The sequence below is a fragment of the Lysinibacillus sp. NPDC093688 genome (assembly GCF_050280145.1).
In the GTDB taxonomy this organism is placed as follows: Bacteria; Bacillota; Bacilli; order Bacillales_A; family Planococcaceae; genus Lysinibacillus; species Lysinibacillus xylanilyticus_B.
On record NZ_JBNNUX010000035.1, the window covers coordinates 12,751 to 29,142 of the forward strand.

Annotated in this window: 8 protein-coding genes; 3 read left to right on the forward strand and 5 right to left on the reverse strand. The window is 36.8% G+C overall.

Annotation, left to right across the window (positions count from 1 at the left end; all coding sequences use genetic code 11):
- Positions 1–521: 521 nt before the first annotated feature.
- Positions 522–1,412, reverse strand: a complete 891-nt coding sequence (locus ACQKN2_RS20500) for a LysM peptidoglycan-binding domain-containing protein (protein ID WP_427416584.1) — start codon at positions 1,410–1,412, stop codon at positions 522–524.
- A gap of 250 nt (positions 1,413–1,662) precedes the next feature.
- Here ACQKN2_RS20500 and brnQ point away from each other — a divergent pair, with 250 nt between their 5' ends.
- From brnQ to ACQKN2_RS20515, 3 genes are all read left to right on the forward strand, one after another.
- Positions 1,663–2,988 carry a branched-chain amino acid transport system II carrier protein gene (gene brnQ / locus ACQKN2_RS20505; protein ID WP_427416585.1) on the forward strand — a complete coding sequence of 442 codons (1,326 nt, stop codon included), beginning with the start codon at positions 1,663–1,665 and terminating at the stop codon, positions 2,986–2,988.
- A gap of 331 nt (positions 2,989–3,319) precedes the next feature.
- A complete protein-coding gene (locus ACQKN2_RS20510) occupies positions 3,320–4,699 on the forward strand; it encodes a S41 family peptidase (RefSeq protein ID WP_427416586.1) in 1,380 nt (459 codons plus the stop codon).
- Positions 4,700–5,163: 464 nt separating this feature from the next.
- Entirely contained in the window at positions 5,164–7,173 is a 2,010-nt protein-coding gene (locus ACQKN2_RS20515; protein ID WP_427416587.1) for an S-layer homology domain-containing protein, read from the forward strand.
- Positions 7,174–8,059: 886 nt separating this feature from the next.
- Here the strand turns inward: ACQKN2_RS20515 and ACQKN2_RS20520 are convergent.
- From ACQKN2_RS20520 to ACQKN2_RS20535, 4 genes are all read right to left on the reverse strand, one after another.
- On the reverse strand, positions 8,060–9,973 hold the full coding sequence (locus tag ACQKN2_RS20520) for an N-acetylmuramoyl-L-alanine amidase (protein ID WP_427416588.1): 1,914 nt from the start codon (positions 9,971–9,973) through the stop codon (positions 8,060–8,062).
- Positions 9,974–10,192: 219 nt separating this feature from the next.
- Positions 10,193–11,107 carry an NlpC/P60 family protein gene (locus ACQKN2_RS20525; RefSeq protein ID WP_427416589.1) on the reverse strand — a complete coding sequence of 305 codons (915 nt, stop codon included), beginning with the start codon at positions 11,105–11,107 and terminating at the stop codon, positions 10,193–10,195.
- Positions 11,108–11,329: 222 nt separating this feature from the next.
- On the reverse strand, positions 11,330–12,409 hold the full coding sequence (locus tag ACQKN2_RS20530; RefSeq protein ID WP_427416590.1) for an S-layer homology domain-containing protein: 1,080 nt from the start codon (positions 12,407–12,409) through the stop codon (positions 11,330–11,332).
- 205 nt (positions 12,410–12,614) lie between these two features.
- The gene (locus tag ACQKN2_RS20535) at positions 12,615–16,070 is read right to left on the reverse strand and encodes a hypothetical protein (RefSeq protein WP_427416591.1); all 3,456 of its coding nucleotides are present in this window, start codon (positions 16,068–16,070) and stop codon (positions 12,615–12,617) included.
- Positions 16,071–16,392: the final 322 nt, after the last annotated feature.

Genomic DNA, 16,392 nt, shown 5'->3' on the forward strand with positions numbered 1-16,392 from the left:
GTATTCGCCTCCCTTCCGCGGGTATTCGCTTCCCTTCCGCGGGTATTCGCTTCCCTTCCGCGGGTATTCGCTTCTCTTCCGCGGGTATTTGCATCTCTTCCGCGGGTATTTGCTCTCCTTCCGCGGGTATCTCTGCTTCGCGCGGGTATTCACTTCCCTTCCGCGGGTATTCGCTTCTCTTCCGCGGGTATTTGCTCTCCTTCCGCGGGTATCTCTGCCTTCCGCGGGTATCCGCTTCCCTTCCGCGGGTATCCGCTTCCCTTCCGCGGGTATTCGCCTCCCTTCCGCGGGTATTCGCCTCCCTTCCGCGGGTATCTCCGCTTCCGCAGGTATTCGCATCTCTTCCGCGGGTATTTGCCTCCCTTCCGCGGGTATTCGCATCTCTTCCGCGGGTATTCGCCTCCCTTCCGCGGGTATTTGCCTCCCTTCCGCGGGTATTCGCCTCCCTTCCGCGGGTATTCGCCTCCCTTCGCGCAAAAAAAAAAGCGAATTCTGCATGTATATGCAAAATCGCTTTTACTTTATTTTATATCGTCGAATCGTTTATAAGCTACTAACCTTGTAGACCAGTAAGAGTATGTAACGTCCGAAATTTCAACACCGTCTGTCCCTGCATGGATAAATTTATTGTTACCTATATAAATACCCATATGAGAAATGCCATCTTTATACGTATTTTGGAAGAACACTAAATCACCCGCTATCGGATTTTTAACTTGTGTTGTATTACTGAAATATCCTTCACTACTGTTTCTTCCAATTTTTAAACCACCTTGATTAAAGGCATAGTAAATAAGACCACTGCAATCTAGACCTTCAGGTGTGTTGCCACCGTAAACATATGGTGTTCCTACTAATGAATTAGCTACTTCTACTGTTTTCTTATTGATAGCTTGTCCATTTGCAGTAGGGTCTTTAGATGTTCCTGCACCGGAAGATCCGTTATTATGTACTGTTTCACCCTCGGGTACTGAATCTGATGGAGATAATTTTAACACCTGTCCAATGTAGATCGTGTCTGCGGCAAGTCCATTCCAGTCTTTGATTTCCTTTACAGTCATATTATATTGGTTAGCGATTTTGGATAAGGAATCGCCTTTAACTACTGTATGGGAAACAGCTGTAGGTTTTGATGGTGTTGTAGGTTTTGTTGTTGATGGATTTGAAGGTTTTACCGTTTCATTAGTAGCTTGCTTTGAAATTTCTAGCTTTTGTGCGACATAAATCATATCATTTTTTAAATTGTTCCAACCTCTTATGTCTTGTACTGTTACTTGATGGTTTGAAGCGATTTTAGATAAAGTATCTCCTTTTTGTACGGTATATGTAGCCGCTTCTGCGCTCTGTAATGCTAAAAAAGAAGTAGCAATAGTGCTTAAAGCAAGGATTCTTAATTTTTTTGTTTTTTTCATACCAAATTGCCTCCATTCGTGTTAAAATACTTCCTTGTGTGTCTATCATACTAGATTTCTTAGTAATCAGAAATCGGAAAAACTGACTATTTTTCAAACAATTTATGAATCTTGCTGAATCTGACATATTCCGACAAATAATGAGATGTTATTTATTGCAAGATTACTATTCATATGATAACATACACATCAGTATTTAAAATTTTTAGAAAGTTTAATCTTTTCAAATTTAAAGGAGTTTTTAATTTTTATGAAAAACGTTTTGCTTTTCATCAAAGAGAATTTAGCAGTAGGTTTACTATTATTTGCCTTATTTTTAGGCGCCGGAAATATTATCTTCCCCCCATTATTAGGTCAACAAGCTGGTGAACATATAACGACAGCAATGATCGGCTTTTTAATAACAGGTGTTGGGTTACCACTATTAGCCATCGTCGCGATTGCGAAAGCAGGTGGCGACCTTCAAATACTAGCAAATCGTGTCGGCCCTACCTTTGGTATTATTTTTACGTCAATTGTTTATTTAGCGATTGGACCATTTTTTGCAGTACCTCGTACAGGTTCTGTATCCTTTGAAATTGGGATCGCCCCATTTCTTCCAGAGGCAGCAGCAGATCATTGGGCACCACTTTTCATTACTTCTGTAATATTTTTCGCCTTTATACTATTCTTAGCTATTAACCCTTCAAAGCTTGTCGATCGCGTTGGGAAAATTTTAACGCCTGTTCTATTAGCCGTTATTTTAATACTAGCGATTAAAAGCTTTATTTCTCCAATGGGTGAGCCAGGGACAGCTATTGGAAAATACACTACGTCACCATTGACGGAAGGCTTTGTTCAAGGCTACTTAACAATGGATGTACTAAGTGCACTCGTTTTCGGAATCGTTATTTTGCAAGCATTACGCGACATGGGTATGTCAGATACTAAAAAGCAAGTCAAGACGACAATTTTCGCGGGAATTGTTGCCGCTATTGGCTTATCATTTGTCTATATCGCACTTGGACAGATTGGTAACACTAGTATTAATGCAATAGGCACTTTTGATAATGGTGGTACTATTATCGCGAAGTCAGCTGAAGTTCTTTTTGGCAAACTCGGGACTATTATATTATCTGCCACAATTTTACTAGCGTGTATATCTACTGCTGTAGGTCTACTAACTGCCAATGCTCAATTTTTCAATAAACTATTTCCTAGTGTTTCGTATAAAACGTTTTTAGTAATTTTCACAATTTTCAGCGCAGCAATAACAAACGTAGGTCTCGAAACAATTATTAGTGCATCTCTACCTGTATTATTAATCATCTATCCGTTAGCGATGGTATTAATGGTTCTGTCGCTTTTCGATAACTTCTTTAAAGGTGGAAAAATTGTTTACATTTTAGCATTAATTCCTACATTCTTTGTTAGTCTGAATGATGGTTTTAAGCAAATGGAAATTACTATTGCACCTTATGTGAACATTTTAAAAGTTTTACCATTATACGAGCAAAGTCTGGCATGGCTTGTACCAGCAATAATCGGTGCGCTTATCGGCTTTATTATTCATAAGCTAAAAAGAAATAATATCTAATTTCTTCATCTATTTATTAGATAACTAGAATCTGCTTGCTTTTTTGCGAATAAGACTTTAGACAACGACTGTCTATGAATCTTGCATCACTTTACTTTTTCGCAAAAGGCTAGCAGATTCTTTTTTTGTAGGGAATCCCGTCCATTGAGGGAAAGCAGCACGTTGTTTTTTTGCACGAAGAACAAGAAACCTATTCATCTCATTACCTTCAGAGGTAGGATTCTTCTACTGAATGAAGAACAAATGTCATCTACAACTTTTTGGTGATAAGCCCTATTACAGTTGTATGGAAAATCATGTATAATACAAGGTATTAGAAAAGAGGTGTCCTATGAAAAGAGTATTATGGTCATTTGTATTCGTTCTAAGCTTTTTCATCTTTCCGTTAACGAACACTTCTGCTGCAAGCAATGAACAACAGCTTGTAAAGGAGATTAAGGAAATTATTGCGGAAAATTACGTGGGAACTATCCATGGAAATTTGCAAAAGGCTAAAACGATTCCTGAAATCATTGATATGCTTGATCCTTATTCTACATATTTTACCAAAAAGGAATTTGAGGAATTTATCAATAGTATCGAACTATCAACTATTGGGATCGGTGTAATTATCGAAGAACATGAAGATGGTATTCATATTTTAAAAGTGTTTGAGGATAGCGGTGCATCTGCTGCAGGTGTCGTTGCTGGAGACATTATTATTGCCATTAACGGGCAATCTGTTGTAGGAAGCTCTACGCAAGAGGTCTCATCCTTATTAATTGGTGACGAAGATACTAAAATAGGTGTGACAATCCAACATGCCGATGGTACAACTTCTACTACAACCATTACACGAAAAAAATTCTCATTACCGAATGTGGAATCTGAATTACTATTTGGGAATGTTGGATATATTGCTATGTCATCCTTCTCGGAAGACGGTACAAATCTTGTAAAGAATGCGCTAATTCAGTTAAAACAGCGTGGTGCAACTTCTTTTATCTTGGATTTACAAAACAATGGCGGAGGCTATGTAACAACGGCTCAGGAGATTACAGGGCTTTTCCCAAAAGCAAAAATTGCCTTTTTATTAGAAGAAGCGCATGCCTCTTATAAAGTGCGTGCAATCAATCAAGACGAAAAATTCCCAGCTGATACACGTATTCTCGTAAACCGCTATAGTGCTAGCGCCTCTGAAATGTTAGCAGCAACATTACAAGATCAACAATCTGCTATTTTATATGGAGAAACTACGTACGGAAAAGGCTGTATGCAGGGCTTTTTTGAACTACAGGATGGTAGCTATTTAAAGCTTACGATCGGTAATTTTACAGGTCCTTTAGGGAAAACGATTAATGAGGTCGGTGTAAAACCGAACATTCAAACAAAGACTGCCCCTATTTTCCAGGCACATTATGATGCGATAAAAGCACAATATACAAATTATAAAGAGCTTGCAAGCTTAAAAAATGTTTCGGATACTAAAAAATTAACAGTGAAAGTTCCTTCTACACTTTCTTCACAAATGGCTGAGGATAAGATTCAGCTTATTGCTTTAAGTGGTAATGAAGTGCCTATGACAGCTAAAGTAGATGGTCGTTCATTAATTGTAACCCCATCAAAACCTTTATCTGCTGGGCGAGAATATATGCTCCTTGTCCATCCAAAGACACAAAATGCTAACAAAGTGCAGCAAGGTTTTTATCAGCGTATAACAATGAAAAAATAAAAAATCCCTCTCACCATTTAAGTAGCTTTCCATGTACTTAATGTCGGTGAGAGGGTTTTTGCTATAACGGCGGACATGTTTTCAAAGCTGCGCGACTATTCGTCGTCTCAACCTTTGCACCTTTAACCAAAACCACTGGCTGAAGATACACACCACTCATAAAATAAAACCTCTAAGCGCAAATATCCTCCACCACAATTGCCAAACCATCTATTCCAAATCAAGTATGCCTCGGCCTAATTGCGTCCCGGAATCAGCTAAAAAGTAGCTTAAATCCGCATTCATCTGTACCTGTCGTTTCGCTACGGTACGAAAAACAATGGCTAAAAGAGTTAACATAGCTCAAAAGTATAGTTACTGGAAAATTTTGATTGGCATATTTTATGTTATTTCTAACATTTGACCCTTATCTTAATTCTCCAACTTTGGTAAAATAATAGAAGCTTAGGAGGGTTAAAACTATTATGAAAAAAATATCAATGATAACAGTGTTAATGGCACTTGTTAGCTTGCTTATTTGGCACCCCAATATGGCAGATGCTGATGAGCTCTCAGGACATATGCATGTAGATGGTTTACGCTATTTAATTTCCAAAGATGCATTACTGCAAGATGCAAATGGAAGCTATCGTCCGAATGACACTGTCACACGCGGTGAATTTGCTACTTACATAGCAAAGGCTTTAGATCTTAAGAAAAAAGATAATATTACTTTCACAGATGTCCCAGATACATATTTGTTTGCAACAGATATTAAGCTTGCTGCTTCTGCTGGGATTATCACAGGCTATACAGATGGTTCGTTTAAACCAGATGCCCGTATTTCAAGAGAGCATATGGCAGTTATGCTAATTAGAGCTGTTGATTATTTAAAAATCCCTAAAGGTACATCATCTATTACTTTTAAGGATAATGCAGCTATTTTTAAAGACTTCCGCCAAGACATAGCTATCGGAGCACAATTAGGACTTATTAAAGGTAGCTCCAATGGATTGTTTTTACCAAAAGATAATGCCACAATTGGCGAGGCATCTACATTTGTACTACGCTTGATACATCTAGCGGACGATGTTAAAAATGATGGTGGTAATACTAGTAATAATGGTAACAATGGAAATAACAGCAATAATGGTAACAACAGTAATAACGATAACAACAGTAATAACGGCAATACAGGGAACAATGGTGAAACTGGTAATGGGAACTCTACTAAGTTCATCGTAAAAGAAATTTCAAATGGCAATCTTGTTGGGGATCAAGCCTTTTCTAGCTTTGACGATGCCGAAAAAGCTTTGTCCAAAAATACACTTGTCATTACGTTAAATGACAAAATTATGAAAATGTCATCTGGTTATGTTGTAACCAATAATTATGTAGCACTTAAATCTGAAACAATTAAAGATCAAATCTCTGTTGCTGCTAATACCGAAATGGAGTATTTAAGCAGTGATGCGACACAAGTAAAAGTTCGTTTAGCAGGTCATGTTGGGTATTTAAAACATGCCGATGTCACTTTAATCCCATCTGCTTTAAGTAAGGGTCGTTCTTACTATACAAACGAGAATGGTGAGATTAAACATACTTTATATGATTATAAATCAAATAAATATTCTTCTAGCTATGTGTATGGAAAAGCACCCGACTTCATGAAGCAAGGCGAAAAGTACTTTAGCTGGAATGGCATTAATTTCACAAATGCTAGTGGCTCATCGAAAGGTGAAGCTTATAATTACTATCAATTTTTACCTGCACGTGCGCAAACTCAATATACAGCAGAGGAACTAGATAGTTACATTATGCAAAAATTGGCTGAGGTTGAAGGTTCAGGGGCTAGTATTTATAAGAATGCGACTAAAAAAAGTAAGTTAATCGGTTTAGGGACAGTTTTAAAAGAGATCGAAGCAAATGATCAAATTAACGCCATGCTTATTTTATCGCTTGCCCAGCATGAGAGTGCATATGGTATGAGTCCCCATGCTCAAGACCTCAACAACTTATTTGGTTTATATGTATATGATACGAATCCACTAAATAAAAAGTTTGATAGTGTAGCGGACAATATTAATGAGCTTGTTGAAAAGTTCTTGCAGCCAAATTACATTACACCAGGTGGTCCTTACACAAATGGTGCAGTGGTTGGCTCTAAGGAAGTCGGTTTTAACGTTAAGTATGCCTCTGATCCATTTTGGGGTGCTAAAATTGCTGGACACTACTACCGTACCGAAAAAGCTTTAGGCTTTAAAGATGCAAAAAATCCATACAAAATTGCCCGTACGACAACAGCTGGCTTAAATGTTCGTCCAGATGCATCAACAAGTCAAAGTCCACTTTACACATTTAATAAAAGCGGTATGCCAATTATTGTAACCGATACGAATGTTAATGGTTGGTATGAGGTACTTTCTGATAAACCCCATCCGCAACCAGCTTACATCAATAAAGATCATGTTAAATTCATTAATACCGTGAAGTAGCAATTAGAGGCTGTCTCCGAATATTTTCGGAGCAGCCTTTTTCGATAGTTGATGCGAAAATGCGTGTACAGGAAATCAGCAATTTGTATCCAATGGCAAATTGAATTATTCTATCAATATGCCTCGACATAATTTCATCCTGAATCAAATTTATGCTTAGGCCAGCAGATGTTTTTTGTGCGAAAGCGAAGCGGCAGCAACACGGTTTTATCTGTGCGAAAGCGTAACGGCAGCAACGTGTTTTGTCTGTGCGAAAGCGTAGCGGCAGCAACAACAACAACAACAACAACTTGAGGGTCGTCACGATGTCGCTCCTTTCGGTAATGCCACAGGACGTGGCGTTTTCCCCATGCAGGTCAATTAGCCGTTATCGCATGGATGTGATGATCTTAGGCTAACATCCTATATAAGCTCCTTTACGATTCCGTGACATCTGTCGGCAGCTATAGCTTCTTACCGGGTGTTTGGGGTACCTGAGCTGTTTTCCTGGTTACCCTATCCACTCTACAGGGACCCGGGCAGTTCTTTCGCCAACCTGATCAGTTTTACAGCTGACCCGATTACTTCCTTCTCCTACCTGATCAGTTCTACGGCTGACCCGATCAGTTCTCAGCATTACCCGAACACTTCCCTAACCTACTCAAGTTTTTGAAAACAACCCTCTTCTTAGCCCCAAATAAAATTTATTTATCTATGCATAAAAAACTACTTTCAAACATAAAAATAATCAATGGATAAACAATAGATCTATCATCTATCAATTATGTCGCGGCATAATTAATCAGGATAAGACTCCCTTCATAACACGCCCTTCCTTTCCTTAACAATAAAAAAACTGTCCTAAAAGTGAGTCAATCACCTTTGGGACAGTTTCTCTGTTGATCAATTATTGCTTTTTGTAGTATTGCTCAATTCCATTATAGATAGAATCTGCAAATTTAGTTACGTATTCATCAGTTGTCATTTTTTGGCGATCTTCGTTATTTGTTAAGAAGCCAAGTTCCACTAAAATGGATGGAATGCTCATATTATTAATTACGTAGTATGGATATGGTTTAACGCCACGATTCTTCATATTTAAATTGTTTACAATTTGATTATTTACAAAAGTGCCTAAGTCAATATCCTCCTGATACATATCTCCTGATGAAATAGCATAATATGTTTCAGTACCTGATGCTGATGTATTGGCAGCAGAGTTTACATGCACACTCACGAAAATCTCACCATAGTTTGTATTTGTAAAATCTACTCGATCTTGTAAGGTAGGATACGTATCACCAGTACGAGTCATGTACACTTTTGCGCCAGCATTCTCAAGCTTTTGCTTAACAAGTGTACTCACTTTTAATGTAATGTTCTTTTCAGAGAAAGAACCTAGTACTGTCCCTGGATCCTTACCACCATGACCTGGATCTAGGATAATAATACGATTTTGCAACGGTTTGCCATTTTGATTTAATAATTTTATATAAGATTTATGGACATAACCTGTTTTACCATTGTATTCGATGTTTGCCCAATAACCTTTAATTTCGTTAACTTTAACAGAGTCGCCCTTGTTAAGCTTAAATAGCACTGTAGAAGTTGAATTTGCTTCACTACGGACATTTAGGTTTCCAACAGTTGCTCGTCCTATTACATCACCTGAAGCTGTAGGTGGAGTTGTAGGTGGAGTTGGATCAGGTTTTTCTTCTGTTTCTGTTGTGCTGTTCGCTACAATATAACCTGGTAAACCATTTACTTGCGTTAAATGATAGCCGCCAGCAGTTTTGTAAACTGGTAATTTTTCATTCGCTTTAATAGTTTGAATGATTTTTGATGAAGAAGTTGGTTTAACATATAAGTTAATAGCTCCTTTAGATGCCACTTCTTTTTGGACAGACCCTAAGTCATTGCCATCTGCATCTAAAAATTGTGCATAATCTTTATAAACATAAGCAAATGCACCTTTATATGATACCTTTATCCATTTGCCCTCAACATCATAAACTGATAGTTTGCCACCTTTATTGACTGTACCAACAATGTTAGTATTTGATGCACTATCCGATGTTTTGCGGATATTTAGACCATCTGTCGTCACTTTGACTAGCCCAATAACCTCTTTTGCATCAGGTACAGATGTCCCTTTAACAGGTAGCTCTAAACGATATTTCTCATTTTTCGCACGTGCTACAAATAATGAAAAGTGTGCACGTGTAACAGTATTATTTGGTAAATAATTTTTACCACTACCATTTGTAATACCATTATAGTAAATTGTATTTACATACTTAACGTAAGGGTTTGTAATGCTTACGTCAGCAAATGGTGAATCTATGTTTTCATATTCACTTGTGTCTAAGTTAAATGCCTTTGTTAATACATAACTCATTTCATCACGAGTTATAGCCTTTTTTGGTAAGAACTTGCCTTGTGTATTCGTTGAAAAGAATCCTAATTGGATGGCACGTTCGATATAGCCTGACATTTCAGTACCTACTGTTACATCTGAGAAACTAGATTTGTTTACGACTAATGGTTTGTTTCCTGAGGCAACGACAACCATTTTAGCCACTTGTTCTCTTGTTACAGATTCATTTGGGCCAAAGACTCTTTTCCCATTTACAAAATATCCTTGGATAACACCTAAATTAACTAAATAATTGATTTCTTCATAAGCTTCGTGATTTTTGGAGATATCTGCAAATGTTACATTTGTAGTTGTATCTGCCATTACACTTTCACTATGTATAGTAAACATAGAAGCTGAAATGAATAAGACGCACAAAATAAGACTAATTTTTTTAAAGTTCAATGTCTTATTTCCTCCCTTCCTGTTCTCTTAAATATTCATTTTAACAAAATTAACTAAATAAATCATCCTACGACGGCACTTTTTAAGTTTATTTTTTCCAACCACTTCCTTTTTAGTGAAATTATCATAAAAATAGAAGAGTCTGCAATTGCAAACTCTCCTCTAATTATAAACTATTTAAAAGATCTTTTCTTGCAATCAATGCCATCAATGAAAATATTATCTAGATTGTAATCTTTCAATAAACATTTTTAGCTCTTTAATTTTTAGTAATTCATCCATACCAAAGTGGCCATTGCCATCTCCAGTAGTAACACCGTTAGATGCAAGGATAGATACATATTGATTAGCCCAGCTATCTTGTGGTACATCACTAAATGTTACTTCTTGACTAGCATTCTCAAGTCCGAAAGCTATAACTAATACTTTAGCAATTTGTGCACGAGTAATTGGTGAAGATGGATTGAATTTACCATTTACATCACCTTCAAAAATACCTAATTTTGCAACAGCTGCAATAGCACCTGCATGCTCATATGTTGGTTTTACATCGATAAAACCACTATTTTTGTCAGATGTATCTAAGTTTAAAGCTTTCGCAATTTGTGAAGCAGCTTCCGCACGTGAAGCATATACTGTAAAATCAATTGCTACTTTCTTTACTTCAGCTTTTTGTTCTTCATCAAATGTAGCAACTCGTTTAGCGCCTACATAACGAGAACCCCAATAATATGGATCGTTTACGTTCGAATAACTAACACCTTGATTAGTTTGAGAGTGGATCATTTTACCGTCACCTATGTATATTGATACATGTGAGATACCACTGCCACTTGTATTGAAAAATAGTAAATCTCCAACTTGAAGATCACTTTTAGCAACTGCTGTCCCTTGTTGGTATTGAGCGCCTGACGTACGGTTTAATGTGATGCCTAAATCTGCAAATACTTGAGAAGTAAAGCCAGAGCAATCAAAACCGCTTGTAGTTGTCCCACCGTATTTATATGGAATACCTAAATATTTAGAAGCTGTATCAGTGACTTCAGATTGAGTCGCTGCTTCAGCTGAATCTATATGAGTTGTTGAAAATAACATGAAAGATGCAAAAATCGGTAATAACCATTTTTTCTTCATACTTTTGTTATACCCCCTCTAAACTTTTTTGCCTATACATAGACTATCATAAAAGGGGGTATTTTAATTTTTCAATTGTGTAACGATTTCCGGAATAAACAAAAACGCTGATATACCAACGTTTCTCGGCATCATCAGCGTTAAAAATGGAAAAAATTTATTGGTTATACCTGACATTTGTAACGTAAATGTAACATTAGCAACTCTTTGTTACATAACCAATTATTGACTCGAAAACATTTGAACCCAATAATAGTTCCCTTTACTATCCTGTGCAACCGCAACACCTGTATTTGTATAATTCTCCTTCATAATATTATCTCGATGGTCAGGAGAAGTCATCCATCCTTTTACAACGGTTTCGGGAGATATGAAATATCTTGCAATATTCTCTCCAAAGCTCGTGTAGGAATAATCAAATAACGTTGCTAAATCCCAAGGGGCGCCATAATAAGGTGAAATATGCTCAAAATAATTACGTTTAACCATGTCTTGCGCTTTTATAATAGCGATTTGTGTCAGTTTCGAATCATATTCAACAGGCGCTAGCTGATTCTTTTCCCTTTCCACATTGATTAACCGAATGACCTCTTTTGACCAAGCTGTCGAAAGATTTAATGTTGGGATATAATCCTTCGCTAAATAATCATAAGCCACTTCAAGCTTCGTTACTTTTTGCTGAAAATTTATGCTACGTTCAACAAAAACTGCTATTTGCGCCCGTGTCACTAATTTGTTAGGTGCAAAATGCTTGGCATCTATTCCGCCAATAATTCCTATGTCTGTTAGTGATTCGATAAAGTCTTTCGCCCAGTGTGCTTGAGGAATATCATCAAATTTACTTTTATTTTTACCATCCACTTTAAACTGATAAGCTAATGCTAGCATCTTTGCAACTTCCGCACGCTTTAAAGGCTCATTTGGATGAAAGGCATCACTATTTTGTAAAACCCCTAATCCTACAAGTTTCTGAATTTCCTTGTAATAGGGATGTGTAGCAGGAACATCTTTAAAGTGTAATGAAATCGAAGTATCTGCGTTTGTTTGAATAGACCGAGCAATTGCAGATGCCGCCTCTGCCCTCGTAATCGCTTGCTCCGGCTTAAACGTATTGTCTGTATATGTAGTCATATATTGCTTCGATAGCATATGTTGAATCGACGAACTTGCCCAGTATGAACTAGACACATCAACAGCTATGTAGGATGCCGCTTCTGCCTTACTAATCCCAGATAAATTTCCAATAGTTGTAGCTAGTAAAACAATTGAAAGCACCAATATACCTATCACCCTTTTAAACATGGCTACCTCCTATATTTAAATTATTTAAATGAATACCCCTCAAAAAATTGAAAGAAAAAAAACTCCCTATTACATACGATTTCTTGATTGATAAGGTTTCACTTTTTTTGGGAATTTAACAGGCTATAACTTTATAAATTTGTTTTATATAGTATAGAAGGAGTTTCCCCAAAATATGCATTGGGAAAACTCCTTCTTTCTAATATTATTCGATCATTTTTAGATATTCTTCTAGAACGCGGTAATTATATACTAAATCCTGTTGCTCCAGTGTAAGTGAGCTATATAGTTTTTGCGCAGCTAACACCTTTTTCTCAAATGACGTGTTGTCTGGATCAATAACAGCGATAGCTTGAACTACTTTTTTAACTGCCTCTACATCCTTTTCAGCTTTCTTTAAAACGTCCTCATTGATGACTTGCCCTCTTAGTTTTGAATCTAAAGCTTTATAGGCTGCGACTGCATTCGCTACATCTTCTATATACGTTGAAGAGGTTGGTGAGAGGCTAGCAATTAATTCAACGACTTTCTTTACATCGGCCAAACTTTTCTCCGCTTCTAACAGGATCGAATAATTCGTAATCCTTTGCTTATCTGTCGTATTTAAGCTATCGTACTCTTTTCGTACTGCTTCAACCATACCAAAGTAAAATTTGTCCTTTGGATTTAAACTAGCAATACTCTTATATACTTTTATAACACTATCTAATGATAATAATAGATCGTCATTATAGACGTATCGTCTTTGTTCGGCATTCAGCTTATCATAGGCTTTTAAGATTTTTTGATATTGACTATTCATATCTTTGGCAGTAAGTAGTTTATCAATATCCTCAACGACACTAATAACAGGCTTCAAAAGCTTCTCTTGATCTTGTAACACTTTGTAATTTTGTACGGCTCTTTGTTGATCCTTTGGTAAAGCGTTGTAAGCTGCACGAATTTCCTGAATACGTTTCACATACTGCTTCGGATCTACAGACGGTAAATCATTAATCATCTGCATGACATTACCAGCACCTAAAATGCTTGTTTCTGCTGCTTGTAATAAGTAATAGTTTGTTACATATTGCTTCATATCTGCCGCTAACGCATCATAAAGCGCACGTGCCCGAGTTGTATCCTCAAGATATGTACTACTTGAAGATTTCAGTTTACTAATTAATTCAATAACCTTTGATACAGGCTCATAGGTTTGTAGAATATCAATATTAGTAATATATTTTTTCTGATCTTTATTTAAATTATCATACGCCTTACGCGCAGAATTGACCTTGCTAACAAAATTATTGGATTCCGGATCCAAATTATTGATTTGCAGCATCACATTTAAAATAGGTTTTACCTCTTTTTCACGTGCTGTTAAATCTTTAATATTGGTAACTAACTTCTTTTGATTTGGCGTTAGCTGATCATACGCTACACGTGCATCTAGGAGCTTCGTTAAATAGTCGCCATCCTGTTGTTTCGTTAAATCAATAAGCTCGACAACTTTATGTGCTACCCCTTGCTCATTTTCTGCCGCTACAAGTGCATCATAATTAATAATCACTTGTTGCTTCTCTGGCGGTAGTGCATCATACAACTCACGTGCTGTTTTCATATCTTGGTAGAATGTCTTACTTGATGGCTTTAATGTTGCAATGAGGCCAATCAAAGAAGCCACATCTTCAACTGCAGTTAGATTCGCATAGTTCGTCACACGTTTTTGCGATACTGCATCTAGTGCATTATAAGCCTTACGCGCAGCGAGTACTTTTTTCGTATAATCCTTACTTGTTGGATTTAAGGCATCGATCATTTGAATAACCTTAATAACAGCTTTATTATTTTTTTCGTAATTCGTTAAGGTTTTTGCCTGCTCCACTAGTTTCTTCGCATTTTTATCCATTGTTTTGTACTCTGCAGATAATGCAGCTACCTTCGCCACAAAAGTATCTGGATGTTCATTCGCTAATGCTATGACACGATCATCAAATGCCTTGGCTGTATCGATATAGCCCTGTGCTCTTGTTAATTCGCCAGCATTGACTACCTGCAATTGAAGGGCATCCGTTAATTTATTAAACGCGTCATTTGCTTTCGCCACATTGTCTTTATACGTCTTTTGGGATGGATTTAAGGCATTTATTTGAACAATCACTTCTATTACAGCGATCTTATCCTTTAAATCCTTATGATTTCTGACATACCCTTGTTTTGTCTCGTCCAACTTTGCGTAAGCAGTATACGCAGATTTCGCTTTTGAAATATAACTTTTAGATGTTGGATCTAACTTTTCAAATTGATCAATAACATTGACGACAGCCTTATGTGATTTCTCTAAATCTGTTAGGATTTTAATGTTTGTCACACGACTTTTAGCTGCTGATGAAAGTGCATTATAGTCGGAGCGTGCTTTTAACATATCAACTACTAGATTATTAGATTTACTTAATTGATCAATTTGACTGATAACGGCATTTACTGCTGCTTCTTCATTCTCAAGGGCATTCAATTTGCTCTTAAGCTTTTCTTTTATTTCATTAAGCACCACTTCATCTTTGCTACCCTCAGCTTTTAATGCATCAACTTTAGTTTGTAACTCCACTATTTTTGCCTTGTAATCCTTCATAGATGAATTTAGTGCATTTACTTGTTTCGATACATCAGCGAATGAGAACAATAGCTCTAGTCTACTTTTATTTTTCACTAGTTCTTTTTCATTGGCCCCAAGCTTGTCATAAGCAGCCTGAGCAGCCAATGTTTTGCTTTCAAAAGTAGAAGATTTAGGGTCTAAGCCGTCGATTAATTTTTCCACGCTTTGCACTGCTTTATTAGCCGCAGACAGATTTGATAAGGCATCCGTATACTTTTTATAAGGTGTTACAGAATCGTTATTTGGATTATGGGCTACGACCACTTTCTTTTGATTCGCTGTTAGTGCATTATAAGCTGTCGTAACTTTTTCCAATGCTGTTGAAATGGCTGTATAGTCATTTGGAGTTTCCTTTAATTTAGCTACTAAAACCTCTAGTTCGGTAGTGGCTTTAGATGCCGCATCTGCATCTTCTTTTAAATTAAGCAGCTTCGCAATATCTGCTCCCTTTGTTTTAAAATAAGCATCGCGTTCTGCATCAGTATAGCCATATTGTAAGGATGTGCCTCGAATAGTAGAAGCAATACTGCTAGCTCCATTTGAATTTGCTAATTCGAAAGCTGTTGCGAAATTGTTTTGAACTTTTTGATAGGAACTTAAAAATGTTTCATAAGAACCTTCAACAGCTGCAACATCCTTTATAAATGCCTTATTTGTATAGGTTACTGCATTAATGCTATCCCTAATTTTTGTAAGTTCACTTATTAGTTGGCGTTGTTCGACAACATAGTTATACTTCGCTTCAATAAATGTAGCCTCTTCGCTAGTAAAACCTACCGTATTTAAGATTGCTACATCACCTTTTGCAATAACCATTTCATCCGCTGTCGAATTCTCGGAAAGCTTCGCAAATTGTGCTATCATTTGTTCTCTTGTCGTAGCGGCAGCTACCCCGTTAACGTTGGCAACTTGCTCTATTTGAGTTGATACGCGAGATTGTGCATCATTTTCCTGTGCATTCGCTATAGCCGTAGGTGCCAGTAATAAACTCGTTATGACTCCCGCCGTCAATTTTCGATTCAATCGAACCACCCTTTCATTTTTTATGTATAGGAAAATGATTGTGTTCATTTTCATTTCGACTCATTACTTTTGTATCGGTGTAATTCATGTGATTTCAAGCCATTATTTACAAAACTAAGCGTATCAAAAGTAATTTTTTACAATAACTAGATAGAAATGCAGGAAGTTTTTTCTATTATACTATACAATAGTTTAGTATGATGTTTTTCATCATTCGACATGTAGTTTCATAAAGTGTTTTTTTACGAAATTATTAGAGAAAAACAGCTATTTTTATATGTCAATATCGTTTAACAAGGTGTATACTACAACTTTGATATTT

Bases quoted from the DNA above. Each gene is read 5' to 3' on its own strand.
- ACQKN2_RS20530 (WP_427416590.1), bottom strand. From the start codon at position 12,409: ATGTTTAAAAGGGTGATAGGTATATTGGTGCTTTCAATTGTTTTACTA.
- ACQKN2_RS20525 (WP_427416589.1), bottom strand. From the start codon at position 11,107: ATGAAGAAAAAATGGTTATTACCGATTTTTGCATCTTTCATGTTATTT.
- ACQKN2_RS20500 (WP_427416584.1), bottom strand. From the start codon at position 1,412: ATGAAAAAAACAAAAAAATTAAGAATCCTTGCTTTAAGCACTATTGCT.
- brnQ (WP_427416585.1), top strand. From the start codon at position 1,663: ATGAAAAACGTTTTGCTTTTCATCAAAGAGAATTTAGCAGTAGGTTTA.
- ACQKN2_RS20510 (WP_427416586.1), top strand. From the start codon at position 3,320: ATGAAAAGAGTATTATGGTCATTTGTATTCGTTCTAAGCTTTTTCATC.
- ACQKN2_RS20515 (WP_427416587.1), top strand. From the start codon at position 5,164: ATGAAAAAAATATCAATGATAACAGTGTTAATGGCACTTGTTAGCTTG.